27 protein-coding genes are annotated in these 24628 nt (G+C 61.1%); 15 read left to right on the forward strand and 12 right to left on the reverse strand.

Translation table 11 applies throughout. From position 1 onward, the window contains the following. Positions 1–10: 10 nt before the first annotated feature. Both phnC and trpS read right to left on the reverse strand, forming a co-directional pair. Positions 11–844 (reverse strand): phosphonate ABC transporter ATP-binding protein, encoded by an 834-nt coding sequence (gene phnC, locus IMX17_RS11525; RefSeq protein WP_019454697.1) that lies wholly within the window; start codon positions 842–844, stop codon positions 11–13. Between the two features lie 117 nt (positions 845–961). Further along, positions 962–1969: a tryptophan--tRNA ligase gene (gene trpS / locus IMX17_RS11530; protein WP_042783933.1), complete on the reverse strand. Its 1008-nt coding sequence runs from the start codon at positions 1967–1969 to the stop codon at positions 962–964. 290 nt (positions 1970–2259) lie between these two features. Between trpS and IMX17_RS11535 the strand changes: the two genes are divergently transcribed. Further along, entirely contained in the window at positions 2260–3135 is an 876-nt protein-coding gene (locus IMX17_RS11535) for an NAD(P)-dependent oxidoreductase (protein WP_046896878.1), read from the forward strand. Positions 3136–3167: 32 nt separating this feature from the next. On the opposite strand, the gene IMX17_RS11540 is transcribed toward IMX17_RS11535, so the two are convergent. The 3 genes from IMX17_RS11540 to IMX17_RS11550 all read right to left on the reverse strand — a co-directional run bounded on the left by IMX17_RS11540 (position 3168) and on the right by IMX17_RS11550 (position 5865). Then, positions 3168–3695, reverse strand: a complete 528-nt coding sequence (locus IMX17_RS11540) for a cysteine hydrolase family protein (protein ID WP_193549790.1) — start codon at positions 3693–3695, stop codon at positions 3168–3170. Positions 3696–3724: 29 nt separating this feature from the next. Beyond that, positions 3725–4828, reverse strand: a complete 1104-nt coding sequence (locus IMX17_RS11545) for a suppressor of fused domain protein (protein ID WP_033652667.1) — start codon at positions 4826–4828, stop codon at positions 3725–3727. A gap of 164 nt (positions 4829–4992) precedes the next feature. Then, positions 4993–5865, reverse strand: coding sequence for an oxygenase MpaB family protein (locus IMX17_RS11550; protein WP_182264913.1), 873 nt, complete (start codon positions 5863–5865; stop codon positions 4993–4995). Between the two features lie 242 nt (positions 5866–6107). Between IMX17_RS11550 and IMX17_RS11555 the strand changes: the two genes are divergently transcribed. The 4 genes from IMX17_RS11555 (at position 6108) to IMX17_RS11570 (ending at position 9341) form a co-directional block, all read left to right on the forward strand. Continuing rightward, positions 6108–6551: an acetyltransferase gene (locus IMX17_RS11555; RefSeq protein ID WP_033642318.1), complete on the forward strand. Its 444-nt coding sequence runs from the start codon at positions 6108–6110 to the stop codon at positions 6549–6551. A gap of 265 nt (positions 6552–6816) precedes the next feature. Beyond that, positions 6817–7842: a methionine ABC transporter ATP-binding protein gene (locus IMX17_RS11560; protein ID WP_193549791.1), complete on the forward strand. Its 1026-nt coding sequence runs from the start codon at positions 6817–6819 to the stop codon at positions 7840–7842. Further along, a complete protein-coding gene (locus tag IMX17_RS11565) occupies positions 7835–8503 on the forward strand; it encodes a methionine ABC transporter permease (protein ID WP_033642316.1) in 669 nt (222 codons plus the stop codon). Before IMX17_RS11560 ends, IMX17_RS11565 begins: the two co-directional genes overlap by 8 nt. A 19-nt stretch (positions 8504–8522) precedes the next feature. Further along, positions 8523–9341 (forward strand): MetQ/NlpA family ABC transporter substrate-binding protein, encoded by an 819-nt coding sequence (locus IMX17_RS11570; RefSeq protein WP_033652662.1) that lies wholly within the window; start codon positions 8523–8525, stop codon positions 9339–9341. 725 nt (positions 9342–10066) lie between these two features. On the opposite strand, the gene IMX17_RS11575 is transcribed toward IMX17_RS11570, so the two are convergent. Further along, positions 10067–10711 carry a TetR/AcrR family transcriptional regulator gene (locus IMX17_RS11575; protein WP_033642313.1) on the reverse strand — a complete coding sequence of 215 codons (645 nt, stop codon included), beginning with the start codon at positions 10709–10711 and terminating at the stop codon, positions 10067–10069. 175 nt (positions 10712–10886) lie between these two features. Between IMX17_RS11575 and IMX17_RS11580 the strand changes: the two genes are divergently transcribed. The 3 genes from IMX17_RS11580 (at position 10887) to dapF (ending at position 12585) form a co-directional block, all read left to right on the forward strand. After that, a complete protein-coding gene (locus IMX17_RS11580) occupies positions 10887–11144 on the forward strand; it encodes a DUF1471 domain-containing protein (RefSeq protein ID WP_033642312.1) in 258 nt (85 codons plus the stop codon). Positions 11145–11338: 194 nt separating this feature from the next. Beyond that, positions 11339–11596 (forward strand): YdgH/BhsA/McbA-like domain containing protein, encoded by a 258-nt coding sequence (locus tag IMX17_RS11585; RefSeq protein ID WP_046896874.1) that lies wholly within the window; start codon positions 11339–11341, stop codon positions 11594–11596. 113 nt (positions 11597–11709) lie between these two features. Further along, entirely contained in the window at positions 11710–12585 is an 876-nt protein-coding gene (gene dapF, locus IMX17_RS11590; RefSeq protein WP_069100137.1) for a diaminopimelate epimerase, read from the forward strand. Here dapF and IMX17_RS11595 read toward each other — a convergent pair. Both IMX17_RS11595 and IMX17_RS11600 read right to left on the reverse strand, forming a co-directional pair. Beyond that, positions 12560–13858: an SLC13 family permease gene (locus IMX17_RS11595; protein WP_182074543.1), complete on the reverse strand. Its 1299-nt coding sequence runs from the start codon at positions 13856–13858 to the stop codon at positions 12560–12562. The two genes, dapF and IMX17_RS11595, sit on opposite strands and share 26 nt — an antisense overlap. An 85-nt stretch (positions 13859–13943) precedes the next feature. Then, the gene (locus tag IMX17_RS11600; RefSeq protein WP_080350167.1) at positions 13944–14849 is read right to left on the reverse strand and encodes a helix-turn-helix domain-containing GNAT family N-acetyltransferase; all 906 of its coding nucleotides are present in this window, start codon (positions 14847–14849) and stop codon (positions 13944–13946) included. Between the two features lie 481 nt (positions 14850–15330). Between IMX17_RS11600 and IMX17_RS11605 the strand changes: the two genes are divergently transcribed. The 5 genes from IMX17_RS11605 (at position 15331) to IMX17_RS11625 (ending at position 19602) form a co-directional block, all read left to right on the forward strand. Further along, positions 15331–16002 carry a CsgG/HfaB family protein gene (locus IMX17_RS11605; RefSeq protein WP_046896870.1) on the forward strand — a complete coding sequence of 224 codons (672 nt, stop codon included), beginning with the start codon at positions 15331–15333 and terminating at the stop codon, positions 16000–16002. A gap of 18 nt (positions 16003–16020) precedes the next feature. Then, positions 16021–16377 carry a DUF4810 domain-containing protein gene (locus IMX17_RS11610; RefSeq protein WP_046896869.1) on the forward strand — a complete coding sequence of 119 codons (357 nt, stop codon included), beginning with the start codon at positions 16021–16023 and terminating at the stop codon, positions 16375–16377. Further along, a complete protein-coding gene (locus tag IMX17_RS11615; protein ID WP_046896868.1) occupies positions 16374–17030 on the forward strand; it encodes a DUF799 domain-containing protein in 657 nt (218 codons plus the stop codon). The genes IMX17_RS11610 and IMX17_RS11615 overlap by 4 nt, the downstream gene beginning before the upstream one ends. A gap of 112 nt (positions 17031–17142) precedes the next feature. Next, complete coding sequence (gene amyA / locus IMX17_RS11620; RefSeq protein WP_046896867.1) at positions 17143–18633, forward strand: alpha-amylase; 1491 nt, start codon at positions 17143–17145, stop codon at positions 18631–18633. 120 nt (positions 18634–18753) lie between these two features. Beyond that, positions 18754–19602 (forward strand): PA4780 family RIO1-like protein kinase, encoded by an 849-nt coding sequence (locus tag IMX17_RS11625; protein WP_193549792.1) that lies wholly within the window; start codon positions 18754–18756, stop codon positions 19600–19602. A gap of 8 nt (positions 19603–19610) precedes the next feature. On the opposite strand, the gene IMX17_RS11630 is transcribed toward IMX17_RS11625, so the two are convergent. Next, the gene (locus IMX17_RS11630) at positions 19611–19829 is read right to left on the reverse strand and encodes a hypothetical protein (RefSeq protein ID WP_193549793.1); all 219 of its coding nucleotides are present in this window, start codon (positions 19827–19829) and stop codon (positions 19611–19613) included. Between the two features lie 69 nt (positions 19830–19898). Here IMX17_RS11630 and IMX17_RS11635 point away from each other — a divergent pair, with 69 nt between their 5' ends. Continuing rightward, positions 19899–20726 (forward strand): AraC family transcriptional regulator, encoded by an 828-nt coding sequence (locus tag IMX17_RS11635; RefSeq protein ID WP_046896865.1) that lies wholly within the window; start codon positions 19899–19901, stop codon positions 20724–20726. On the opposite strand, the gene IMX17_RS11640 is transcribed toward IMX17_RS11635, so the two are convergent. The 3 genes from IMX17_RS11640 to lsrG form a co-directional block, all read right to left on the reverse strand. After that, positions 20702–21295, reverse strand: a complete 594-nt coding sequence (locus tag IMX17_RS11640) for a LysE family translocator (RefSeq protein ID WP_033642301.1) — start codon at positions 21293–21295, stop codon at positions 20702–20704. The two genes, IMX17_RS11635 and IMX17_RS11640, sit on opposite strands and share 25 nt — an antisense overlap. An 82-nt stretch (positions 21296–21377) precedes the next feature. Beyond that, positions 21378–22283, reverse strand: coding sequence for an EamA family transporter (locus IMX17_RS11645; RefSeq protein WP_182264915.1), 906 nt, complete (start codon positions 22281–22283; stop codon positions 21378–21380). An 87-nt stretch (positions 22284–22370) separates the two neighbouring features. Beyond that, positions 22371–22664 (reverse strand): (4S)-4-hydroxy-5-phosphonooxypentane-2,3-dione isomerase, encoded by a 294-nt coding sequence (lsrG, locus tag IMX17_RS11650; protein WP_033642299.1) that lies wholly within the window; start codon positions 22662–22664, stop codon positions 22371–22373. 193 nt (positions 22665–22857) lie between these two features. Between lsrG and lsrK the strand changes: the two genes are divergently transcribed. Next, on the forward strand, positions 22858–24423 hold the full coding sequence (gene lsrK, locus IMX17_RS11655) for an autoinducer-2 kinase (RefSeq protein ID WP_193549794.1): 1566 nt from the start codon (positions 22858–22860) through the stop codon (positions 24421–24423). The last annotated feature ends 205 nt before the right edge of the window (positions 24424–24628 follow it).

The following is a 24628-nucleotide window of genomic DNA, read 5'->3' on the forward strand; positions in this document are numbered from 1 at the left end:
CAAAAGTGCTTCAATGGATCTGATTGGCTTCCTCGCCATACAGTTGGTGCAGGATCCGTTCGTTCAGTTGCGAAGGATGCCCGTCAAACACGATCTTCCCGTGGGCGATGCCGATCACCCGCGAGCAATACTCTTTCACCAGTTCGACCGAGTGCAGGTTCACCATCACCGCGATGCCGTCTTCGCTGATTTTCTGCAGCGCGTCCATGATGCGGCGGGTGTTTTTCGGATCGAGCGACGCCACCGGCTCATCGGCCAGCAGGATTTGCGGGTTTTGCATCAGCGCGCGGCAGATGGCGACGCGCTGCATCTGGCCGCCGGAGAGGTGCTCGGCGCGCTGCAGCGCGTGCGGCAGCATGTTGAGCCACTGCAACAGCTCGATGGCGCGAGCGCGGTCGGCGTCATCGAACAGTTTGAAGAAGGATTTCAGAGTGGAGGTGTGGCTCAGGCGCCCCAGCAGCACGTTGGTCATCACGTCCAGCCGCGGCACCAGGCAGAAGTCCTGGAAGATCATGCCGCAGCGCGCGCGCCATTGGCGCATCTGGCGGCCGGCAAGCTGGGCGATATCCTGCGCCACGCCATCGTCTTCGAAGTGCAGCATCTCGCCGCAGCTGGAAGGAATGGTGCCGTTGAGGGTATGCAGCAGCGTGGACTTGCCTGCGCCGGAGCGGCCGATCACCGCCACGAATTCGCCGGCGTGCAGATCGAAATTGATGTCATCCAGCACGCGCTGCTGCGCTTTGTAGGCCTTGCCGAGCCCCTTTACCGATAACACTTTGCGGGATGCGGCGGCGTGCTGCCCTGGAAAGTCGTGCTGCGCCAATTTTAACAGTGCCTGAGCCATATGATTTCTCTGGTTTCAGTGGCTAATCATTATGGGCACCTATTAACGGATAAGTTTATGACAGTGGGATGATGGTTTTATGGCCGGGGCGTGACGCGTGCCGCCCCGGCGTGCGCATCATTCCAGGCTAAAGAAGTCCAGCCCCAGCGCCGCCTTGACTTGCTGCAGCGTCTGCTGGCTGACCTGATGCGCGCGGCGGGTGCCGTGCTGCAGGATGCGCGTCAGCTCGCCTTTATCGGCGATGAATTCGGCGCGGCGGGTACGGATCGGTTCGAGCAGGCTCTGCAGGCAATCCTCCAGCAGCCGTTTGATTTTCACGTCCCCCAACCCGCCGCGCCGGTAGTGCGCCTTCAGCTCCGCCACCAGCGCGGCGTCTTCGCAGAAGGCGTCCAGATAGGTGAACACCATGTTGCCCTCCACCCGGCCGGGATCGCTGACGTTGAGATGACCGGGATCGGTGAACATGCTCATCACCGCCTTGTGCACCTCGTCGGCGCCGGCGCCAAGCGGGATGGCGTTGCCGCGCGATTTCGACATTTTGCCCTGCCCGTCCAGCCCCGGCAGACGCCCGACGTTGCTCAGCAGCGGCTGGCACTCCGTCAGTACCGGTTGGCCGACGATGTGGTTGAAGCGCCGAACGATCTCGTTGGTTTGCTCCAGCATCGGCAGCTGATCCTCGCCGACCGGCACGTGGGTGGCGCCGAAGGCGGTGATGTCCGCCGCCTGGCTGACCGGATAGATCAGAAAACCGGCCGGCAGGCTGCGGGCGAAATCCTTCTCGGCGATTTCGCTTTTCACCGTCGGGTTGCGTTCCAGCCGCGCCACGCTGACCAGGTTGAGGTAGTACATCGTCAGCTCGGCCAACGCCGGCAGCGCCGACTGCAGGCAAATGGTGGTCTTGTGCGGATCGATGCCGACCGCCAGATAGTCGGCCACCACGTTGAGCACGTTGGCACTGATTTTTTGCGGGTTGTTGCCGTTGTCGGTCAGGCCCTGCAAATCCGCCACCATCACCGTTTGGTTATGCTGGTGCTGCAGTTCGACGCGCTGGCGCAGCGAGCCGACGAAGTGACCTAAATGCAGTGGGCCGGTGGCGCGATCGCCGGTAAGAATGGTGTAACTCATGACAGTGCTCCTGAAGGTCTGTAGACCGCCGGATCAACGCCACAAAAGATAATGCCGCCAAACCGGCGGCATTAAAAAGAGATGTGAATACTCGTGCCGCCTCAGAAGAGGCGCCACCATGACTGATTGTGGGTGGAGTGCATCGATATATTCATGCCATCAAGGTATACCCGCAGCGGCAATGCGTCAATAGCCCGCCGCCGGCGCGTAAGACGGCGTTAAACTCCGGCATTTGCGTTCCTGGCCCGGCGCGCTAGGGTAAAACCTTCAACCTGAAAAAGGAGCGCATGATGAAGATCGGATTTGCCGGACTGGGTGGGATGGGCAGCGCCATGGCGGCTAACCTGGTGAAGGCGGGATTTGCGTTGACGGTATGGAACCGTTCGCCGCAGGCGGCGCAGCCGCTGGTGAGCGCCGGCGCGCGGCAGGCCGAACGGCCGGAACAGTTGGCCGATGCCGACGTGCTGATCACCATGCTGGCCGACGATGCCGCGACGCAACAGGTGGTGGTGGACAGCGGATTGCTGCAGCGGATGAAACCGGGCGCGCTGCATATCAATATGGCGACTATCTCGGTCGAACTCGCCAAACGCCTGACGACGCTGCATGCGGAACACGGCATCGGCTATATCGCCGCGCCGGTGCTGGGCCGGGTCGACGTGGCCGCCGCCGGCAAGCTGAATATTCTGGCGGCCGGCGATAGCGAGCGGCTGAAGCAAGCGCAGCCGCTGTTCGATGCCCTCGGCCAGAAAACCTGGCACTTCGGCGCCGATCCGGCGCAGGCCAACGTGGTCAAAATCGCCACCAACTTTACGCTGGCCAGCGCCATTGAAGCGATGGCGGAAGGCAGCGCGCTGGTGCGCAACTACGGCGTTTCCGGCGCCGACTATCTGCAGATGCTGAGCGGCACCGTCTTCGCCGCCCCGGCCTATCAGGGCTATGGCGCGCTGATCGCCGCCGAGAAGTATTCACCCGCCGGATTCCGGCTGGCGCTGGGGCTGAAGGACGTCGGGCTTGCGCTGGCCGCCGGCGCCGACAGCCATACGCCGATGCCGTTCGCCGGGGTGCTGAAAGACAATTTCCTCGACGCGATGGCGCAGGGGGATGCGGATCTGGACTGGGCGGCGCTGGCCAAGGTGGCGGCGCGACGAGCGGGCCTGAAATAACGAACGGGGGCGTTGGCCCCCGTTTTCCATACTCAGAACACGATGTCCGCCGCGGGTATGGCGCGGATCGGCACGCCGAAGCTGTCGGTGTTCGACAGCGTCTCGTTATGGTGGGTACGGATCAGCAAACCGTCGGCATAGGATTTGTCGTGGCAGGTGTGGGCATCCGCCGCCAGCGTCACCGGATAGCCGTGCGCCGCCGCGCTGCGCACCGTGGTATCGATGCAAAACGGCGTGGAGTAGCCGCAAACCACCAGCTGCGATACGCCGTTGGCGATCAGTAACGCGCCGAGCGAAGTGCGCAGGAACGAGTCCGGCGTGGTTTTATCCACCCGATGGTCGCCCGGCGCCACCTTCAGCGCCGCAAGCAGTTGCCAGGCGGCGCTGCCATGCGGCAGTTCGTCGTCCGGCGTATGGTGCTGAATCACGACAACCGGCACGCCCGCCCGGCGGGCGCGCTCGCTCAGTTGGTTGATGCGCGCAACGGTGCCCGCGGCATCCGCCGGCGGCGGCGTAAACAACCCTTCCTGCACATCGATAATCAACAGCGCGCTGGTCATGGCGGCTCCCGAAGAGAAGACAAGTCGCGTCAGCACACCGGCTGGCGCGGGCGGAAAATATGGTCGACGCCCTGCTCGCGCAGCCTGTGCACCAGATCGTGCCCGCCGTTCGGCGTGGCGTGCGCCAGCTGGCGCTCGGCGGTAAACACCGGGCTGGCCCAGAACAGGTTCACCGGATCGCCGTACTGCTGCGGCAACGTCAGGTGCGCGTGATGCGGGTAGAAGGACGACGATAAAATATAGCCTTCATAGCCCAACGGCGCCACGTCGGACTCCAGCGTATGCCCTTCGCCGATCCAGGTCAGCCGCGCCCAAGGCGCGTGAGCGAAACCGGCCAGCGCGCTGGCCATCTGCACCGCGTTGTCTTCGGTCATGTATTGGCTGTCGATGGCGATCGCCATCTCCATGCGGCGATAGCGCGAAGCCTCATCGTTGAACAGGATCTCCACCCACGGCATCGGCCGAATGCTAACGCCCATGGTGAGGAAGTAATAGATGCCGTCGCGTTCATGCTGGGTGATGGCCATCGGAGGCCACTTGCCCTGATCGATGGCGTAGTATTTTACCGAAGGGCCGAAATGCTGCTCATAGCGCGCCTGAAAATCGCGCTGCATCTTCGGCCACGGATTGCCCTCTTCACGCTGCCAGCTGCGCCAGAATTGGCGGGTGCTCTCCGCCTGCGCATATTGCGTGTTGGTTGAGGCCGAACCGAGCGGATAGGCCAACGGGCTCTCCTTGATGCAGCTGGCGGAATAGCACACCGAATGGTCGATATACAGGCTCCAGCCGGGGATCACCGCCAGCAGTTGGCCGTAATACCACAGGGCCGCGCCGTCGTCGCTTTCGCTCCACACCACCATCAGCCCTTCCGGGTTCAGCGGCGCTTCCCCTTCCAGGTTGCGGCAAAATTCCGCCGCCAGCATCGGCGGTTGCCCCTGCTCCAGCGCGGCGCGATCTTCCTGCAGCGGCGCGGCGGCCAGATTGCGCAGCCAGCAGGCGCGCACCTGATAGCGATCGCTGTAGGCTTCGGCGGGATAAATGTAAAAATAGGCTGCCCTGCTCCCTTGCTGAACCACCGCGACCAGCGTCTGGTTCTCATTGCTGACTTCAGCAAGTACGTATGACTCGTTCATATCACCTCAATAGGGTCAGGGCGCGGCAGAATCGGCTGCGCGCAAAAAATGGAATGTGGCTTTGCCCCCCAAGTGTAAAACGCATTACTGGCCGGATCACCCGTAAAAGTCTCAAAAACGGCCGTAAACGAAGATAAACAAAGGCTAATTATAGCGGCTGCGGCTCATGACGGCTGAGTGATGCGCCGCACCGCACGCTGATAGGAACCGTTGCGCATCGACGCGCCCAGCACCTTGCCCAAACCGGCGGCGCCCGTTCGCACCAGCCGCCGCCGCAGCGCGCCCGGATGAAAACCGAACTGCCGCTGCGCCCAATCGGGTAACAGATCGATGCCCGCCTGCATCACCACCCCGCCGAGGGGGCGCGCCAATGCGCTCGGCGCCGGCGCCTTCAGCAGAATGCGCGCCACCTCTTGCGTGCGTTCATCGCACACCAGCTGCGGCCGCATCGCCTGCAGATAGTCGTCTACTTCCGCGCAGGACTGAGGGATGGTGGTCGCCCCCAGCGCGGCGGCCACACGCGCCGCTTCGCGATAGTATTGATCCTGCAAATCGCGGGAAAGATGCGGGTTGCGGTAGCGCAGGTGGCTGGCCAGAAAACGGCTGCTCTCCGCCACGTGCACCCAGGTCAGCAGCGCCGGATCGCTGGCGGCATAGGGCGTGCCGTCGCTGCCGACGCCGGCCACTCGCAGGTGGATGGCTTTGACTTTGGCGATCAGCCGCTCCGCCTCGGCGGTCGGGCCGAAGGTGGTGACCGACACGAACTGGCTAGTGCGGCGCAGGCGGCCGATCATATCGTCGCGGAAGTTGGAGTGATCCCATACGCCGGCCAGCGCCAACGGGTGCAGCATTTGCAACAACAAGGCGCTGACGCCGCCGCACAGCATCGGGGTGAAGTCGCGATGTACCTGCCAGATGACCGACTGCGGGCCGAACAGCCCCGGATCGCCGGGCGGATTCTCAAAATCGACGCCGCCGAGCGCCAGCCCGGTCAGGCTGAGCACCTGTTTTTCTATCGCTGCGCGTACCGCTTCCATCCTGCCGCCCTCTTGCTCATTCAGCGGCCAGTGTATCACGCGGCGAGCGCCTCATTGCGCCCTGCGGCGGTTGAAAGCTTTAACTTACTGAATTACAGTTGTTATACCGCTTGCAACCAGGCGGGCCTATTCGATCCACTGCAGAGGCGCTTTGCAGGGCGTTAACCCACGTTAATTCGGCACTAACCCCACAAAACCTCTATCTAGTTTCTTTTCCTTCAACTTAGATAGCAGAGAGTTCGATGATTACCATCAGAGCACGCGCGGCGGAAGACAACGCGCAATTGGCAGATATCTGGCTGCGTTCGGTGCGCGCCACTCACCACTTTTTAACCGAAGACAACATCGCACAGCTGTTCCCGCTGGTGCTGAACGACTACCTGCCGGCGGTCAACGTTTGGGTGGCCGAAGAGCAGCCGGGGCATCCCTGCGGCTTTATCGGTCTGAACGGCAACAAGGTGGAGATGCTGTTTATCGATGCCGATCAGCGCGGCAAAGGCGTGGGCAAAGCGCTGCTGACCCACGCGGAAACGCTGCACGATGAGCTGCAGCTGGACGTGAACGAGCAAAATCCGCAGGCCAGCGGCTTCTACCGCCACTACGGTTTTGTCATCACCGGCCGCTCACCGCTCGACGGCCAGGGCAACCCGTTCCCGCTGCTGCACATGAAGCTGGAAAAACGCTAGTCCGCCTCCGCCGGCCGCCCTGCGGCCGGTTTTCTCCCCCTTATCTCGCTCGCCGCTAATATATCAAATCAGAATAAGTAATAGATTTTACATTCTTCCTGTCACTATAAACCCTCGGTAGGATTGCCCGGTATTCACCCGCAACAGAGGTTCCGTCCGTCACTTCCCGCCGGGTTGTGCCCCGCCGAAAAGCCGAACGATCCTTGTCCGGCGCGACGCGCCCCGGACGGAATGCTGTGATGTATCGATAAGGATCCGCTTCGCTATGATCGTTCTTTCGAACGTTTGCAAAACTTTTGACAGCGCACAGGGCCGCGTCGTGGCGGTTGACGACGTCAGCCTGGCGATAGAAGCCGGGCAAATTTACGGCATCATCGGCTACAGCGGCGCCGGCAAAAGCACGCTGATCCGCCTGCTCAACGGCCTGGAAAAGCCCACCAGCGGCCGCATTGACGTGGGCGGATTCGATATCGCCCGCGCCAAAGGCAGCCACCTGCGCCAGGCGCGGCTGAAAATCAGCATGGTGTTCCAACACTTCAACCTGCTGTGGTCGCGCACCGTCAGCCAAAACATCGCTTTTTCCATGCAGATAGCCGGCGTCCCCAAGGCGCAGATTGCCCCGCGTGTGGCGGAACTGATCGCGCTGGTCGGCCTGCAGGGACGCGAAGACGCCTACCCGTCGCAGCTCAGCGGCGGCCAGAAACAGCGCGTCGGCATCGCCCGCGCGCTGGCCAATAACCCGAGCGTGCTGCTGTGCGACGAGGCCACCTCGGCGCTCGATCCGCAAACCACCGACGCCATTCTCGATCTGCTGCTGGCCATCAATCGCCAGCTGAAATTGACCATCGTGCTGATCACCCACGAAATGCACGTGGTGCGCAAAATCTGCCACCGCGTGGCGGTAATGGAAAACGGCCGCATCGTCGAAGAGGGGCCGGTGCTCGAGGTGTTCACCCGGCCACAGCAGCCGATCACCCGGCAGTTCGTCAAACAGGTGTCGCAGTATGCGGACACGGCTGAGAGCTTCAACCCGCAGCTCACCGCCCACCTGCCGGGGGCGATCTTCAAGCTGACCTTCGTCGGCGAACAAACGCATCAGGCGGTGATCGCCGAGGTGATTCGGCGCTACCCGCTCACCGTCAACATTCTGCACGGCAAGATCAGCCACACCCTCAACGGTTCGTTCGGCGAACTGTACATCCACGCCGAAGGCAACGAACAACACGTCGCCGACATGCTCAGCCTGCTGAACGAAAGAGACATCGCCGTCGAGGTTATCCAACATGATTGAATCCCTGTTCCCCCACCTGCGTCTGGACCAACTGTGGGACGCCACCTGGGAAACGCTGTACATGACCGGCATCGCCGGTTTGGCCACGCTGGTGCTGGGCATCGTGCTCGGCGTGCTGCTGTTTTTAACCTCGAAGGGGCAGTTGCTGCAAAACCGCACGGTCTACACCCTGATCTCCGTGCTGGTCAACGTCTTCCGCTCCATTCCGTTCATCATTCTGATCGTGCTGCTGATCCCGTTCACCAAGTCGCTGATCGGCACCATTCTCGGTGCGGACGCCGCCCTGCCGGCGCTGATCGTCGGCGCCGCGCCGTTCTACGCCCGACTGGTGGAGATCGCGCTGCGCGAGGTCGACAAAGGGGTAATCGAAGCGGCGCGCTCGATGGGCGCCAAAAACCGCACCCTGATTTTCCGCGTCTTGCTGCCGGAGAGCTCGCCGGCGCTGGTTTCCGGCATCACCGTCACCCTGATCGCGCTGGTGAGCTACACCGCGATGGCCGGGGTGATCGGCGCCGGCGGCCTGGGCAACCTGGCCTATCTGGAAGGCTTCCAACGCAACCACAGTGACGTGACGCTGGTGGCAACGCTGACGATCCTGCTGATCGTTTTCGTCATTCAGTTCATTGGCGACACCCTGACAAGAACGCTCGATAAACGTTAATTAACCAAGGAAAACGATGATGAAAAAGCACCTACTGATGTTGGCTTTCGCCTCTGTCGCCACCCTCGCCTCTTACGGCGCCGCCGCGGCGACCAAGCTGGTGGTTGGCGCCTCCAACGTGCCGCACGCCGAGATCCTCGAACAGGCCAAACCGATACTGGCGAAGGAAGGCATCGATCTGCAGATCAAGCGCTTCCAGGACTACATCCTGCCGAACACCGCGCTGGCCAGCCACGACATCGACGCCAACTACTTCCAGCACGTGCCTTACCTGAACTCGGTGCTGAAAGACCACGCCGACGACAAGAGCTACGACTTCGTCAGCGCCGGCGCGATCCATATTGAGCCTATCGGCATCTACTCGAAGAAGTACAAGAGCCTGAAAGATCTGCCGGAAAACGGCAAAATCATCATGCGCGACGCGGTGGCGGAAGAAGGCCGCATTCTGTCAATCTTTGAACGGGAAGGCGTGATCAAGCTGAAGCCAGGGGTGAGCAAGGTGGATGCGCGCATCGCCGACGTGGTGGAAAACCCGAAACACCTGAAGTTCCAGGCTAACGTTGAAGGCGCGCTGCTGCCGCAGATGTACAACAACAACGAAGGTGACGCCGTGGTGATCAACGCCAACTACGCCATCGACGCCGGGCTGAATCCGACCAAGGATCCAATCGCGGTCGAAAGCGGCGAAAACAACCCGTACGCCAACATCATCACCGTGCACAAAGCCGACGTGAACAAGCCGGAGATCGTGGCGCTGGTGAAAGTGTTGCACTCCAAGCCGATTCAAGACTTTATCCGCGAGAAGTACCAGGGCGCGGTGATCCCGGTCAATCAGTAATGGGTTAAACGGCCCGGTAAAAGCCGCAATGCCGCTCACTTAAGCCTGAGTGGCATTTTTTTATCCAGCCTCTGGGCGTTCTGTGCAGGGGAATTGCCGTAAATGTCCGCATTTCTCTGTGGCCAATATGAACGGCAATTGGAGGGGCCGATGGCGCGGCCCCTCCACCCGCGCCTTCGCTTAACACCATCTGTCCGCTACGCGGATACCCTCGCCGCGTCAGCGTTGTCGGGCGGGTCGGCTGCGACAAACGTCCCTGTTAGTCTCGCATCAACCGGCCTTCCCTGGCCGGTTGACCCTGACAACGCCGTCTTGCTCGGCAGCCGGTGATGCGCGCCCAAGGTCAACACCTGAGCTGGCTGCTACCGGGAAATCTGTCGCTTATGAGGTTCTGGTAGAGAAGTTGGAGATGAGCGCGGTGTTGGGCGCCCTTGAAGACGCCGAACGCAGGCATAGCGCATTAGGCGAAACCGCCATGGACGGCGGTTTCAGGTGAGACAGGCAGGGACGCCTGTCGCAACCGGCCTCAATGCGCTATGGCGGAGAGAGGGCAGTTGGCAAAGCCAACCGTCTGATAGGGCAGCCAGGGGCCGCGCCTTCGGCCCCTGGCTCGGTCGAGGTGCGTGAGCCACATGGGGCATCTCACTTTTATCGACCGAAAATGTCACGAACGCCTGCAGAAAAACGCTAACTGATCAGCATTGCGGTAAAAACCGGGCCTGTTTCTACACCTTATTGCCAATCTGGCTGAGCCGCGGCCACACCAGCATCAGCGCCTCCAGCAACCGCAACAGATCGTCCCGGCTTGCCCCTTCTCGCGCCTGCACCGACATACCTTCAATGGTGCAAATCACGTATTTCGCCAGCAGCGCGGTATCGGTTTTCGCCAGCAGCTCGCCCTGCTGCACCTTGCGATCGAAGCAGGCCTTCAGCGCCGCTTCCTGCGCATGATGCTTTTTGCGCAGCATCTGGGCGACGTCGTCGGACGCGGACGACAGCGCAGCGGAGGCGCACACCATAAAGCAGCCGGAGGGGGTATCGGGATCGGTGAAGACCTGAACCGAAGAACGCACGTAAGCCTCGACGATCTCGGCCACCGGCACATCCTGTTCCAACAGCTGGTTGGTGCAGGTGGTGTATTTCTGCAGATAGCGCTCCACCGCCGCGCGGAACATCCCCTCTTTGTTGCCGAACTCGGCATACAGCGTCGGCGCCTTGGCGCCGGTCACTTCCACCAGATCGGCCAGCGAGGTGGCTTCATACCCGTGCCGCCAGAACAGATCGAGTGCGCTTTCCAACGCCCGGTCGCGATCAAATTGTTTGGGTCTGCCACGGCTTTTCTTGCCGCAAACCGCTTCATTGATGCTCATCGTTCCTCTCCTATCCCGCTCCACAGCAGGCTTAGCACAAATAACTTAACGATCATTATAAAAAAATATTGCGCCCTCGTCGAGAACCGATTAGCATTTAGTTATCGATCGTTAATAAAAATTAGCGAACCGGATTAAACCCTCTATTGACCGTTATCGAAAAGGAATTAACATCATGAAAAGCTTAAAACTAACCTTAGCCGCCCTCACTCTGGCCAGCGTTTCCTTCGGCAGCTTCGCCGCCGATTTGGTCACTAGCCAACCGGCCGACCAGCAAAAAGTGGGCGTCATCACCGTCAGCGGCGCGTCCGATTTGACCTCGCTGGAAAACAGCCTGGCCGCCAAAGCCGATCAGGCCGGCGCCAAATCCTTCCGCATCACCAGCGCCGGCGGCAACAACCAGCTGCATGGCACTGCAGAAATCTATCAATAACAAAGCATTAAGCCTGTGGACTGCATACCCTTATTGCTCACAACGCCAGGGCGTAAAAAAAAATTAATTAACGAGCATTAAAAAAATACTTGCAATCCGTCAAACCGGCATCTAACATTAAATTATCGATCGTTAATTAAATTAACGACCTTACAAAACAAACATCGTAAAGAACACTGATAGGAAATAAGACCATGAAAAACCTGAAAATGACCATCGCAGCCATCGCACTGACTTCCGCCTCCTTCGGCAGCTTCGCCGCCGAACTGGTGAACGCGCAACCCGCCGACCTGCAAAAAGCCGGCGTCGTTACCGTCAGCGGCGCGTCCGACCTGAGCAGCCTGGAAAACAAACTGGCGGCCAAAGCCGACGCGGCGGGCGCCAAATCCTTCCAGATCATCGCCACTACCGGTGACAACAAACTGCACGGCACCGCGATCATCTACAATTAATGGCCGGATCGGCAATCGTGCAAAAGGGCGGCTCAGGCCGCCTTTTGTTTGCTTTAACGCCAACGTTCTGTTGTAAGCTGTAGCGACCTCTTCCCGCTGAGCCGAGCAACGTCATGACTCCCCTGCTGTTTCACAAATATCACGGTCTGGGCAACGACTACCTGGTATGCCACCGTTCGGTCGCCGATCGCCTGAGCCAGGAACAGATCCGCCTGCTGTGCCACCCGCATTACGGCATCGGTTCCGACGGCCTGCTGATCGACAGCGGCGACGCCGTCAATCCCACCCTGCGCATCATCAACCCGGACGGCTCCGAAGCGGAGAAAAGCGGCAACGGCTTGCGTATCTACGCGCGGTATCTGTTCGACAGCAAGCGCGTGGCGCATCAGCCATTTCTGGTGCACACCGCCGGCGGCGACGTGCGTTGCCAGGTGGCGGAAGACGCGCATCAGATAACCGTGGAGATGGGGCGCGCCAATTTCAGCCCGGCGGCGCTGCCGGCCTTGATCGATCTGCCGGAGGCGCTGAACTATCCGCTGCCCCTGAAGGAGGAGACGTTAAGCGTTTCGCTGGTGTCGATGGGCAACCCGCACTGCGTGGTGCCGGTGGAAAAACTGGATCTGGCGCAGGTGCATCGGCTCGGACCGCAGATTGAGCGCCATCCGCTGTTCCCGAAACGCACCAATGTACAACTGGTGGAAGTGGTCGATCGCCAGACGCTGCGTATCGGCATCTGGGAGCGCGGCGCCGGTTTTACCCTCGCCTCCGGCAGCAGCAGCTGCGCCGCCGCCAGCGTGATGCGCAAGTTGGGACGAGTCGGCGATCGGGTTAGTGTGCGGATGCCGGGCGGCGAACTGCAGATCGCCTTCAGCGGCGATTTTCAGGTCAGCATGCGCGGACCGGTGCATAAAATCGCCACCCTGACGCTGGACGAAGACTGCTTTGCCGGCGGCGCGGGGCTGTTTACGGGATCCACCCCAGCAGCCTGAACCACAGATAGTCCAACGGCACCAGCAGTGCGAAGCTGAGCGCGGCCAACAGCAGACACAGCTTTAGCCCTTCACGCGCCGGCACTTTGCCCATCCCCATCGCCACCACGATCGGCGAGGCCTGATACGGCAACAGCGGCGTGGCGTAACCGATCACCTGGGTCATCAGCACCGTCAGCAGCGGCAAGCCGCTGCCTGCGGACAACGCCTGCGCCAGCGGGGTAAACAGCGCCGGCACGCCGTTGGCGGTCACCACGAAATTCAACAGCGCGGTGATCCCCACCAGCGAACCGAATGCAGTAAACGGCTTGCCGTGCAGATCCGGCATCATCGCCAGCAGCGCGCCACCCAACCGATCGCCGAGCCCCGAGTGGCTGACCAATGCGGTCAGCCCCAGGATCCCTGCCACGTAAATACAGGTGCGCACGTTGACCCCGGCGGCGAACTGCTCGCCGTTGAGAAAACCGATGCGCGGCAACAGGCAGAAGCAGGCCGCCGCCAACCCGATCCAGGCGGGGGCGATGCCGTGCCAGCTGTCGGTCATCCACAGCAGCACCGTAATGCCCAACAGCGCGATCAGCCGCCACTCGGCGGCGCTGAGCGGCGTTTGCCCCGCCTCGGCCGCCACTGGCTGCGGCCGGGCACGGAACAGGCCGCAGATGCACAGCGTCAGCAGCGCGCCTTTGGCCAACCCGAGCACCGGAGCGTGCAACAGCAGATAAGAGAGATAAGCGAAGTGGCTGCCGTAGGCGCTTTCCGCCGCACCGCTCATCACCAGGTTAGGCACGTTGGCCGGCAGGATGCTGGCGGAAAGCTGGAAGGTGCCGAACCCCACCGCCAGCGCCAAACCGATGCGGCCGCGCGAGCCTTCCGCCAGGCCGGCGCGCTCGGCCAACGCCATGACGATCGGCATCAGCAGCGTAATGCGCCCCATATTGGAGGGCATGACAAACGCCAACGCGTAGCTTATCGCCACCACGCCGCCCACCAGGCGCGGCCAGGAACCGGCCAGATGCGGCAAGAGTCGGTTGGCAAGGCGATCCGCCAAGCCGGTGCTGCGGATGGCGGTGCCCAACACGAAACCGCTGAGCACCAACCAGAATGCGGAAGACGCGAAACCGGAAAAGGTCACCGCGGCGGGCGCCAGCTGCAATACCATCACCGCCGCAAAGAACAGCAGCGCGACCAAATACTCCGGCAAACGGGCGCTGGCCCATAGCGCGATGACCACCAGCGTGACCAGCGCGGACAGCGCCATCGGATCCCCCAACATAATTCTCCTCCCTGATAAAACGTTGTGATTGTTATCAAACGGTTAACAGGGTGACACAAGGCGCGGGCGTTAACCTTGAAACCGCTCACATATCGTCGTTCTGCAGATTTTTCAGCATGCACACATTGCAGCCGTGGTGGCCGGTATTGCCGCGCCGTTCCGTCAGCAGCGTGAAACCCAGCGCGTAATACAACCCGATCGCCTCTTTCAACTGTTCGGTGGTTTCCAGGTAGCAGTAGCGGTACCCCGCCGCCCGCGCCGCCTTCAGCGCCTGCACCACCATATAGCGCGCCATGCCCAGCCCGCGCGCACCGGGTTTGAAGAACAGTTTTTGCAGTTCGCAATAGCCGGGCTCTTCGCCGGCCAGCGGCGCCATGCCGACGCCCCCCACCACCTGCCCGTCCCGCTCCAGCACCCAGTAGCGGCCGCCGTTGTCATGATACAGGCCGGTCAGCCGATCGAGATCCGGATCGTGCAGGCTGACCCCTTCCATCTTGTCCATGCCGTACTCGCGAAACACCTCGCGAATGATCGCCGCCATCGCCGCATCGTCGCGCGCGGCGATCGGCCGCACCCGCAGATTGGCGTCGCGCTGTTTGCGCGCGCTGCGCAGCGCCGCGGTCATCTTTTTCATCGCCGCAGTGGTGCTCGCCAGCTCATCGTCATCCAACTGCGCCAGCGCCGCCTGCATAAAGCCGTCGGCGTCGTTCTCGATGCCGGCCAGCGTCTTGCCGCCCTGTTTACTCAGCCGATGCAGGTTGTGCCGCCTGTCATCCGGATGATCCACCGTTTCTATCACGCCGGCGGCCACCAGGCTGCGCAGCGCCCGGCTGGCGCTGGCCTTGTCGATGCACAGCCGGGCCGCCAGCTCGGTGACGCCCAGCGGCTGCTCGCTAACTTCGATCATCAGATGGATCTGCAGCGGCGAAAAGCGCGAGCCGTTGCTCTGCTTGTTCAACATGCCGAATTCTCTGACCAAATTGCGCGCCAATGCTCTGAAATCCCTGATGTTCACAATTGATATCCCCAATTAGCTACCGATAAAAAATGAGATTTAGTTGATAGTGTTACCTAATTCTCACTACCTTAACGGATCATCAAACCGCCATGAACCCCGGTATAACAGAGGAGCTGATGCAAAACGTTACATTACCCAATACAGTAAACTGATTAATTCAAAAAAATCAGAATAAAAATTCATTAATTTAATGTTGATAAAACAATAAACCAGTTAAAAAACATACAATCATGAAAAAATCTGCGGATAAGAGAAGAAATCGATATCAATCCATTGCATTACAATAGGTTACAACAATGTTAATAGCGGCATTAATGCCGATATCTTGTTGTAATTTGTTACATATTCATGGCAGGATCGCGACGCTTCCATAACGGCGACAACGCTCGTGATGGAAACATCGGGCGCGGGTTGCTCCCGCGCCGTTTTATGCTCATGGAGAGATCGCATGCCAATGAAAAAATCACTCGCCGTCTGTTCCGTCGCCCTTTCCGTCACTTTACTGGCGGGCTGCGCGACCGAATCCTCCCGCTCTTTGGAAGTGCCGAAAGTGGCTTCCTACAACACCTCTTATCAGGGCCCACGCAGCCCTATCGCCGTCGGCAAATTCGACAACCGCTCCAGCTACATGAATGGCATCTTCTCCGATGGCGTCGATCGGCTGGGCAATCAGTCCAAGACTATCCTGATCACGCATTTGCAGCAGACTGGCCGTTTCAACGTGCTGGATCGCGCCAACATGGAAGAGTTGAAAACTGAAGCCGGCATTAAAGGGAAAGCACAAACGCTGAAAGGCGCCAACTATGTGATTACCGGCGATGTCACCGAATTCGGCCGCAAAGAAGTCGGCGATCATCAGCTGTGGGGCATTTTGGGCCGTGGTAAATCACAGGTCGCTTACGCCAAAGTTAATCTGAACGTCGTGAACGTACAGACCTCAGAAGTCGTCTATTCCTCTCAGGGCGCCGGTGAATACGAACTGTCCAATCGCGAAATCATCGGTTTCGGGGGCACCGCCAGCTACGACTCCACCCTTAACGGCAAGGTGCTGGATCTGGCCGTGCGTGAAGCCGTCAATAACCTGGTTACCGGTATCGAAAACGGCGCATGGCGCCCTGCTCACTAACGGACTAGAAGCAGAAAGATGATAACTAAAAAAATGGGCGGGGCGCTGTTTGCAGCGACCCTGTTGGCCGGCTGCGCCGCGCCGAAAACGCTTTACAATTGGGATGGCTACCAAACTTCTCTTTATCAATACTACCAGCAGGATGGGCAAAGCCCTGAGCAGCAGATCGCTACGCTGAAAGAGATCGTCGAGAAATCCCGCGCCAAGGATAAAGCCGTACCGCCGGGGCTGCATGCGCAACTGGGTCTGCTGTACAGCAAAACCGGCAACGACGGACAAGCCATGAATGAATTCAACACGGAAAAAACGCTGTTCCCGGAATCGGCACCGTTTATGAATTTCCTGATGGCCAAGGATAAGGGGAGCTTTAAATGAAGCGTGTACTCACTTTCCTCAGCGTTACCGCCATCCTGTTGCTGAGCGGCTGTGCCAAGCAAACGCCTTATGACTATGCGGCATTCCATGAGAGCAAGCCGAAGTCGATCCTGGTCTTGCCGCCGGTTAATCAGTCGCCGGATGTCAAAGCCAGCCACAGCGTGCTCGCCAGTACAACCTTACCGCTGGCCGAGGCCGGTTACTATGTGCTGCCGGTCGCTGTAGTGGAGGAAACCTTCCTGCAAAACGGTCTAACCAACGCCAACGACATCCGCGCCGTCAGTCCGAAAAAACTGCACCAGATTTTCGGCGCCGACACCGTGCTGTACCTGGATGTCACGCAATACGGTACCAGCTACATGGTGATCAGCAGCGAAACTCGCGTTACCGTAGCCGCTCGCCTGGTTGACCTGCGCAACGGCAAACAGCTGTGGGCCGGCACCGCCACCGCATCCAGCAACGAAGGCAACAACAATTCCGGTGGCCTGCTGGGCATGGTGATCAGCGCCGCGATTTCACAAATCGCGGATACCATCAGCGACAAAGGGTTCGACATTGGCGCCATCGCCAACACTCGCCTCCTGTCGGCAACAGGTCAGAACGGCGCCATTCTTTATGGCCCGCGCTCGCCTCATTACGCCAGCCAGCGTTAAGCAGTCTCTCGGGCGGCCTTCTCGGGCCGCCTATGCCAAACTTGTCCCTTTTGCCAAAAGTAGCCCATGCTTTAACTGCTCCTTTCCTTCTGGCTAACCGGGACGCTGGCTCATGACGAAAAAAACCACCCTGCTGCAATTCTTCCACTGGTACTACCCCGACGGCGGCAAACTGTGGCAGGAGGCCGCCGAACGCGCCCCGCACCTCGCCGAACTGGGCATTACCGATCTGTGGCTGCCGCCCGCCTACAAAGGCGCTTCCGGCGGTTACTCCGTCGGTTACGACACCTACGATCTGTTCGATCTGGGCGAGTTTGACCAGAAAGGCAGCGTGGCCACCAAATACGGCGACAAGGCGGCGCTCGAACACGCCGCCACTGCGCTGCGCGAACACGGCGTGGGGGTGATTTACGACGTGGTGTTCAACCACAAGCTCGGCGCGGACGAAAAAGAACGGGTACACGTGTTCAAAGTGGACGCCAACAACCGCAACGACATTGACGACCAGGGCTTCGACGCGCTGGCCTATACCCGCTTCACCTTCCCCGGCCGCCAGGGCGCGCATTCCGAGTTTATCTGGGATTACAAATGCTTCAGCGGCGTCGATTACGTTGAGCAGCCGGACGATAAAGGGGTGTTTAAAATCGCCAACGACTACGGCGACGACGGCTGGAACGATCAGGTCGACGACGAGAAAGGCAACTACGACTACCTGATGGGCGCCGACGTGGAGTTCCGCAACGCTGCCGTGACGGAGGAGCTCAAATACTGGGCGCGCTGGCTGCTGGACACGCTGCCGTGCGACGGCTTCCGCCTGGACGCCGCCAAACACATTCCCGCCTGGTTTTTCAAAGAGTGGGCGGATCACGTGCGCGACAGCGCGCAGCGCGATCTGTTTATCGTCGCCGAATACTGGTCGCACGATCTCAGCGCGCTGCAACAATACATCGAGTTGGTGGACGGCAAAGTGATGCTGTTCGACGTGGCGCTGCACCTGAAGTTTCATCAGGCGTCGAAACAGGGCGACGGCTTCGACATGGCGCAGATCTTCACCGATACCCTGACCGCCGCCGATCCGGCCCACGCGGTGACGCTGGTGGCCAACCACGATACCCAGCCGCTGCAATCGCTGGAGGCGCCGGTGGAACCCTGGTTCAAACCGCTGGCCTACGCGCTGATCCTGCTGCGCGAACAGGGCGTGCCCTGCGTGTTTTACCCCGACCTTTATGGCGCCAGTTACCGCGATAAAGGGCGCGACGGCGGCGAATACCCGATCGACATGCCGGCGATCCCGGAGCTGGAGAAGCTGATCGCCGCCCGCCAGCGCTTCGCCAACGGCCCGCAAACCGACTACTTCGACGACAGCCACTGCGTGGCCTTCAGCCGCGCCGGCACCGCCGACGCCCCCGGCTGCGTGGTGGTGTTGACCAACGGCGGCGAAAGCGGCAAGACGGTCGCGCTCGGCGCCGATCTGGCGCGCACCGCCTGGCGCGATTTCCTCGGTAACCGCCAGGAGGAAATCACCACCGACGACCAGGGCAGCGCCCATTTCCCGGTCAACGCCGGCAGCGTCAGCGTCTGGGTGCCGACAGGCAGCCTGTGAACGCCCGCCGCCGCGCAATGATGCCGCGGCGGCAAAACTAATGTTTGCCTTTCGGGTCTAACTTACGCTATCAACTGCGCAAGCCATTCACACCGGAGCCTAAATAGGGTACAAGGCTGCATGAAAATTCCAAAACGACTCCAGCCGCTGGTGGATGACGGGTTAATCGACGAAGTCATCCGCCGTTTGAAAAGCGGCAAAGAAGCCGACGTGTTTATCGTGCGCTGCGGCGATGAGATCCGCTGCGCCAAAGTGTACAAAGAAGCCGAGAAGCGCAACTTCAAGCAGGCCGTGCACTACCAGGAAGGGCGCAAGGTGCGCAACAGCCGCGACGCGCGCGCCATGAGCAAAGGCTCCAAATTCGGCCGTCAGCAACAGGAAGAAGCCTGGCAGAACACCGAAGTGGACGCGCTGTATCTGCTGGCCAGGGCCGGGGTGCGGGTGCCGCAGCCGGACATCTGCCTGGACGGCGTGCTGCTGATGGAGCTGATCACCGACGAGGAAGGCCTGGTGGCGCCGCGTCTGAGCGATGTCATCCTGACGCCGGAACAGGCGCGCGCCGGTCATGCTTTGATGATGAACTACGCGGTGCGCATGCTGTGCGCCGGCTTGGTGCACGGCGATCTGTCGGAATTCAACGTGCTGATGGATAAAGACGGGCCGGTGATCATCGATCTGCCGCAGGTGGTGGACGCCGCCGCCAACAACCACGCCAAAAGCATGTTCGAGCGCGATATCAACAATCTGGCGGAATATTACGGCCAATTTGCGCCGGAGCTGCGCGACAGCCAATATGCCAAAGAGATCTGGGCGCTGTATCAGGAAGGCACGCTGACGCCGGACAGCGTCCTCAGCGGCCGATTCAGCGAAATTCAGAAGCGCGCCGACGTCGGCTCGGTGCTGGAAGAGATCCAGGCCGCCAGCGAGGAACATCAGCGCCGCCTCATGGCGCGCAACGCGGAAGAGTAACGCCCGCGCTACTCGACGCGAAACACGTCCGGCCGCTGCGGGGTCGCGGCTTCGTGATAGATATCCCCCAGATAGCCGGCGATCTCCTCTTCGCGCAGATCCGCCGGCAACATGATATCGTAGCTGGGGGCATATTTGCGCTCCGGCAGCGTCACGCGGAACAGCCGCCATTCGTCCCCGATACGCTTCACGCCTACCAGGCGGCCGAACACGTTAAAAATCATCATCCGCCATTCCCCTTTTCGTCGCTTTCAGGCTATAACACTGTGATGCCGCCGCAGTGAAAAGGAAAGCGCATGAGTGAAAAAACGCCCCAGTTCTGGCGCGACCCGCAGTTGCCTTTTGTCGAAGCGCGCGCCATCAATGATGGCCGCAAAGTGTGCTACAGCCTGCACAGCCACGAATTCTTTTCCATCGGCGCCATCACCGGCGGCGTCAGCACCTATATCAACGGCGAGCGGCGCATGCAGGTCGGCGCCGGCGATGTGGTTGTCATCAATCCGCAGCAGGCGCATGCCTGCAACCCGATCGCCGACCGCCGTTGGTCATACATCATGTTCTATCTCGATCTCGCCTGGCTCGGCGCGCTGCAGCAGGAAATGATGGGCGGCGACGGCGACCGCTTTGTCCCCTTCAGCCGGCCGCTCAGCCGCGATCCGGCGCTGTTCAACGGGCTGAACCAACTGTACGCGCTACTGACGAACGCGCAGTGCGGCGCGCTGGAAAAACAGATCGCCCTGGTGGAGTATTTCAGCGCCCTGCAGCTCGCGCTGGGCAGCGGCCGCCAGCCGGAGACGCCGCCGCACCCCCGACTGGAAACGGCGGCGGCGTTTATCGACGCGCACTGCACTCAGTCGCTGACGCTGGAAGACATTTGCCGCGCCGCCGCGCTCTCGCCCTCCTACCTGATCCGCGCCTTCCGCCAGCGCTACGGCATGACGCCGCACGCCTATCTGGTCAATCGCCGCGTGCAGCACGGCCATCGGCTGTTGAAAAGCGGCCTGCCGATCGCCGCGGCCGCCAGCGAAAGCGGCTTTGCCGATCAGGCGCACTTCCAGCGCACCTTCAAACAGCTGCTGGCCGCCACGCCCGGCCAGTATCAAAAACCCTCCGCCAACAGATAGCAGGCGCTGGCCGCCAGCAACGCCGCCATCGCACGATTGAAACGCTGTACGTTGCGCGCCTGCCTGAGCAGGCCGCGCAACATCGCGCCAACGTAAGCCCAGCAGGCCACCGAAGCATAGCAAATCACGAAGTAGAGCCCGGCGAACTGCCACAGCAGCCGGATGTCGCCGTCGCCGACAAACGCCCCGAGGCTGGCCACCGACGCCAGCCACGCCTTGGGGTTCAGCCATTGCATCAGCGCGCCGTACCAACAGGAAGGCGCCTGCGCCTCGCCGTTGCCCAGCCTGCCGTCGTCAAACGCCAGCCGGTAGGCCATAAACAGCAGGAAGGCCACGCCGGCCCATTGGATCAAGCGGGTCAACGCCGGCCACAGGATCAGCAGTTGGTGCATACCCAAACCCAGCAGCACCAGCAACAGGGTAAACCCCAGCGTGGCGCCGAACACGTGACGCTGGGTCGCGCCAAAGCCGAACTGCGCCCCGGCGCTCAATGCAACGATGTTGACCGGGCCGGGCGTGATGGAGGCCGCCAGCGCAAATGCGGCCATGGAAAGGTAGATATTATTCATGAGGGCACCTGAGGAAAAATTCACAAGCGCCAGAATGCCGGGCCACGCCGACAACGTATTGAACAGAATTGCCCTGTTAGGTTTAGCGCACCGCGACGGCCCGTCGGCGCGGCAACCCGAAGGTATTGACCGCCATACCGGCCAGCACCAGCAACGCGCCGCCGAACTGCGCCGGTGACAGCGCTTCGTCCAGCAGCAGCCAGGCGGCGAACAGCCCGACCAGCGGCACCAGCAGCGTCAGCGGCGCGACGCGCCAGGTTTCGTAGCGCCCCAGCAGGCTGCCCCACACCGAATAACCGAACAGCGTGGCGGCGAACGCCAGATAGGCAACCGCCAGCCAGGTGCCGACCTGCACATGGCTCAGGCTGGCCAGCACCGCCTGCGGGCCGTCGAACAGCCAGCTGCAAATCAGGAACGGCAGTACCGGGATCGGCGCGCTCCACACCACCAGCGACAAAATGTTGCGCTGCGGGAAACCGACCAGGATCTTCTTGTTGGTCAGGTTGCCCAGCGCCCAGGAGAACGCCGCCGCCAGGGTCAGCAGCAGGCCCGCCAGGGGGACCGCGCCGCTGCCCGGCTTATGCAAGCTGGCCTGCGCCAGCGCCAGCATGCCGCCGCTGGCGATAGCGATGCCGACGAAATGATTGACGCGCAGCTTTTCGCCCATCAGCACGACACCCAACAGCAGGGTGAAGAACACCTGCGCCTGCAACACCAGCGAGGCCAACCCCGCCGGCATGCCCACCTTGATGGCGACAAACAGAAAGGCAAACTGCGCGAAGCTCATGGTCATGCCGTAGAGCAACAGCCATTTCCACGGGATGGTCGGGCGCGGGATAAAGAAGATCGCCGGCAACGCCACCAGTAAAAAACGCATCCCGGCCAACAGGAACGGCGGCATCCCCTGCAGGCCGAACTTGATTACCACGAAATTCACGCCCCAGATCACCACCACCAACAGCGCCAACAGCCGATCGCGCAATGTCATCCTCGCCCCGCTTATCCCATTGAAAATTCGCTTTGCCTTGCAGGTTACAACCAAACCGGGCGCATGGACACCGGCAAACGCCGGCGTTTATTCCGGCATCAGGCCAATGAAGGTGGTTTTCTTGCGCGGGCCGGTCATCAGCGCTTCCAGCTTCTCCACGCACTGCAGATAGTGTGGGGTCTGCTTATGCGCCGCCACCGCCTGCTCGTCGCGATAGGCTTCGTAGATGTAAAACCGCGTCGGAATATGCTCATCCTGCAGCACGTCGAAACGCAGGTTGCCCGGCTCTTCGATCGCCCCCAGATGATTGGCGCGGAAAACGTCGATAAATTCGTCGATCTTGTCCTGTTTAACGTTGATCTCTACCAATGTGACGTGCATGACAGCTCCTTGTTTAAACGGCGCGCCGCAGCATGGCGCTTTCCAACCATAGGTTTATTCCCGTCGATTGCCCTGCCGCAACGGCAATTTTGCCGCCTGGCTCACAAATCGCACCGGCGATGCCCACTCCGCCCCCGGCGAGGGAAGACGGCGGCATCTATAGTTACTATTCCTCCCCCTGAGAGCATAGGCTATGGATAACTACTTGATGGCGCTGGACGCAGGAACAGGCAGCATTCGCGCGGTGATCTTCGATCTGGCGGGCAATCAGATCGCGCACGGTCAGGCGGAGTGGCAACACCTCGCGGTGCCGGGCGTGCCCGGCTCGATGGAATTCGATCTCAACCGCAACTGGCAGTTGGCCTGCCAGTGCATCCGCCAGGCGTTGCAGCGCGCGGGGCTGGGCGCGCAGGCGATCCGTGCGGTGGCCTGCTGCTCGATGCGTGAAGGCATCGTTCTGTACGATCGCAACGGCGTGCCGATCTGGGCCTGCGCCAATGTCGATGCGCGCGCCAGCCATGAAGTCAGCGAACTGAAAGAGTTGCACAACCAAGGCTTCGAACGTGAGGTCTACCAGTACTCCGGCCAGACGCTGGCACTGAGCGCCATGCCGCGCCTGCTGTGGCTGGCGCACCATCGGCCGGACATCTATCGCCAGGCGGCGACGCTGACCATGATCAGCGACTGGCTGGCCTACATGCTGAGCGGCGAGCTGGCGGTCGATCCTTCCAACGCCGGTACTACCGGCATGCTGGATCTGACCAGCCGCGACTGGCGGCCGGCGCTGCTCGATATGGCCGGGCTGCGCGCCGATATTCTGTCGCCGGTGAAAGAGACCGGCAGCGTGCTGGGGGGCGTCACCGAGCAGGCGGCACAGGAGAGCGGGCTGCTGCGCGGCACCCCGGTGGTGATGGGCGGCGGCGACGTGCAGCTCGGCAGTCTGGGGCTCGGCATCGTGCGCGCCGGGCAGACGGCGGTGCTCGGCGGCACCTTCTGGCAGCAAATCGTCAACCTGCCGGAACCGGCCATCGATCCGGAAATGAACATCCGCATTAACCCTCACGTCATTCCCGGCATGGCGCAGGCGGAATCCATCAGCTTCTTTACCGGCCTGACCATGCGCTGGTTCCGCGACGCTTTCTGCGCCGAAGAGAAACTGCTGGCGGAGCGACTGGGGATCGACGCTTACAGCCTGCTGGAAGAGATGGCGGCCAGGGTGCCGCCGGGCGCCTACGGCGTGATGCCGATCTTTTCCGACGCCATGCATTTCAAAACCTGGTATCACGCGGCGCCGTCATTCATCAACATGTCTATCGATCCTGAACGCTGCAACAAACAAACGCTGTTCCGCGCGCTGGAGGAGAATGCCGCCATCGTCTCCGCCTGTAATCTGGAACAGATCGCCGCCTTCTCCGGCGTGCAGGCCCGCTCGCTGGTGTTCGCCGGCGGTGGTGCCAAAGGCAAACTGTGGAGCCAAATCCTCAGCGACGTCACCGGCCTGACGGTGCGCGTGCCGGTGGTGAAAGAAGCCACCGCGCTGGGCTGCGCGATCGCCGCCGGCGTCGGCGCCGGGCTTTACGCGTCGCTGGCCGAAACCGGCGAGCAGCTGGTGCGCTGGGAGCGCGAACATCAGCCGGACATGACCCACCACGCCTTGTATCAGGAGCAGAAGGAAAACTGGCGGCAGGTTTACGCCGATCAGCTGACGCTGGTGGATAACGGCCTGACCACCTCCATGTGGAAAGCACCGGGGCTCTAGCGCCGCGCGCGTCCCGGTCATAACCTTATACCGTTTTATTCCTTTCCCCTTGGCGCGGCGCAAGCCGCGTTTTAACTCGCTGCCGTCATTGTTCCCCCTCAGAAACAGTGTAAACACCGCCAGCGGATTTATCTGCGCCTTCGGCCTGCCGTAGATTGTGACTTTGATCACGCCGCGCCCCGAGCGCGGCCTGCGCATTCACCTG

It is taken from the genome of Serratia sp. X3, assembly GCF_014982455.1.
Taxonomy (GTDB): domain Bacteria; phylum Pseudomonadota; class Gammaproteobacteria; order Enterobacterales; family Enterobacteriaceae; genus Serratia; species Serratia ureilytica.

What these genes read in the sequence shown, in the direction of transcription:
- phnC (WP_019454697.1), bottom strand. Translation starts at nt 844, where the DNA reads ATGGCTCAGGCACTGTTAAAATTGGCGCAGCACGACTTTCCAGGGCAG.
- trpS (WP_042783933.1), bottom strand. Translation starts at nt 1,969, where the DNA reads ATGAGTTACACCATTCTTACCGGCGATCGCGCCACCGGCCCACTGCAT.
- IMX17_RS11535 (WP_046896878.1), top strand. Translation starts at nt 2,260, where the DNA reads ATGAAGATCGGATTTGCCGGACTGGGTGGGATGGGCAGCGCCATGGCG.
- IMX17_RS11540 (WP_193549790.1), bottom strand. Translation starts at nt 3,695, where the DNA reads ATGACCAGCGCGCTGTTGATTATCGATGTGCAGGAAGGGTTGTTTACG.
- IMX17_RS11545 (WP_033652667.1), bottom strand. Translation starts at nt 4,828, where the DNA reads ATGAACGAGTCATACGTACTTGCTGAAGTCAGCAATGAGAACCAGACG.
- IMX17_RS11550 (WP_182264913.1), bottom strand. Translation starts at nt 5,865, where the DNA reads ATGGAAGCGGTACGCGCAGCGATAGAAAAACAGGTGCTCAGCCTGACC.
- IMX17_RS11555 (WP_033642318.1), top strand. Translation starts at nt 6,108, where the DNA reads ATGATTACCATCAGAGCACGCGCGGCGGAAGACAACGCGCAATTGGCA.
- IMX17_RS11560 (WP_193549791.1), top strand. Translation starts at nt 6,817, where the DNA reads ATGATCGTTCTTTCGAACGTTTGCAAAACTTTTGACAGCGCACAGGGC.
- IMX17_RS11565 (WP_033642316.1), top strand. Translation starts at nt 7,835, where the DNA reads ATGATTGAATCCCTGTTCCCCCACCTGCGTCTGGACCAACTGTGGGAC.
- IMX17_RS11570 (WP_033652662.1), top strand. Translation starts at nt 8,523, where the DNA reads ATGAAAAAGCACCTACTGATGTTGGCTTTCGCCTCTGTCGCCACCCTC.
- IMX17_RS11575 (WP_033642313.1), bottom strand. Translation starts at nt 10,711, where the DNA reads ATGAGCATCAATGAAGCGGTTTGCGGCAAGAAAAGCCGTGGCAGACCC.
- IMX17_RS11580 (WP_033642312.1), top strand. Translation starts at nt 10,887, where the DNA reads ATGAAAAGCTTAAAACTAACCTTAGCCGCCCTCACTCTGGCCAGCGTT.
- IMX17_RS11585 (WP_046896874.1), top strand. Translation starts at nt 11,339, where the DNA reads ATGAAAAACCTGAAAATGACCATCGCAGCCATCGCACTGACTTCCGCC.
- dapF (WP_069100137.1), top strand. Translation starts at nt 11,710, where the DNA reads ATGACTCCCCTGCTGTTTCACAAATATCACGGTCTGGGCAACGACTAC.
- IMX17_RS11595 (WP_182074543.1), bottom strand. Translation starts at nt 13,858, where the DNA reads ATGTTGGGGGATCCGATGGCGCTGTCCGCGCTGGTCACGCTGGTGGTC.
- IMX17_RS11605 (WP_046896870.1), top strand. Translation starts at nt 15,331, where the DNA reads ATGAAAAAATCACTCGCCGTCTGTTCCGTCGCCCTTTCCGTCACTTTA.
- IMX17_RS11610 (WP_046896869.1), top strand. Translation starts at nt 16,021, where the DNA reads ATGATAACTAAAAAAATGGGCGGGGCGCTGTTTGCAGCGACCCTGTTG.
- IMX17_RS11615 (WP_046896868.1), top strand. Translation starts at nt 16,374, where the DNA reads ATGAAGCGTGTACTCACTTTCCTCAGCGTTACCGCCATCCTGTTGCTG.
- amyA (WP_046896867.1), top strand. Translation starts at nt 17,143, where the DNA reads ATGACGAAAAAAACCACCCTGCTGCAATTCTTCCACTGGTACTACCCC.
- IMX17_RS11625 (WP_193549792.1), top strand. Translation starts at nt 18,754, where the DNA reads ATGAAAATTCCAAAACGACTCCAGCCGCTGGTGGATGACGGGTTAATC.
- IMX17_RS11630 (WP_193549793.1), bottom strand. Translation starts at nt 19,829, where the DNA reads ATGATGATTTTTAACGTGTTCGGCCGCCTGGTAGGCGTGAAGCGTATC.
- IMX17_RS11635 (WP_046896865.1), top strand. Translation starts at nt 19,899, where the DNA reads ATGAGTGAAAAAACGCCCCAGTTCTGGCGCGACCCGCAGTTGCCTTTT.
- IMX17_RS11640 (WP_033642301.1), bottom strand. Translation starts at nt 21,295, where the DNA reads ATGAATAATATCTACCTTTCCATGGCCGCATTTGCGCTGGCGGCCTCC.
- IMX17_RS11645 (WP_182264915.1), bottom strand. Translation starts at nt 22,283, where the DNA reads ATGACATTGCGCGATCGGCTGTTGGCGCTGTTGGTGGTGGTGATCTGG.
- lsrG (WP_033642299.1), bottom strand. Translation starts at nt 22,664, where the DNA reads ATGCACGTCACATTGGTAGAGATCAACGTTAAACAGGACAAGATCGAC.
- lsrK (WP_193549794.1), top strand. Translation starts at nt 22,858, where the DNA reads ATGGATAACTACTTGATGGCGCTGGACGCAGGAACAGGCAGCATTCGC.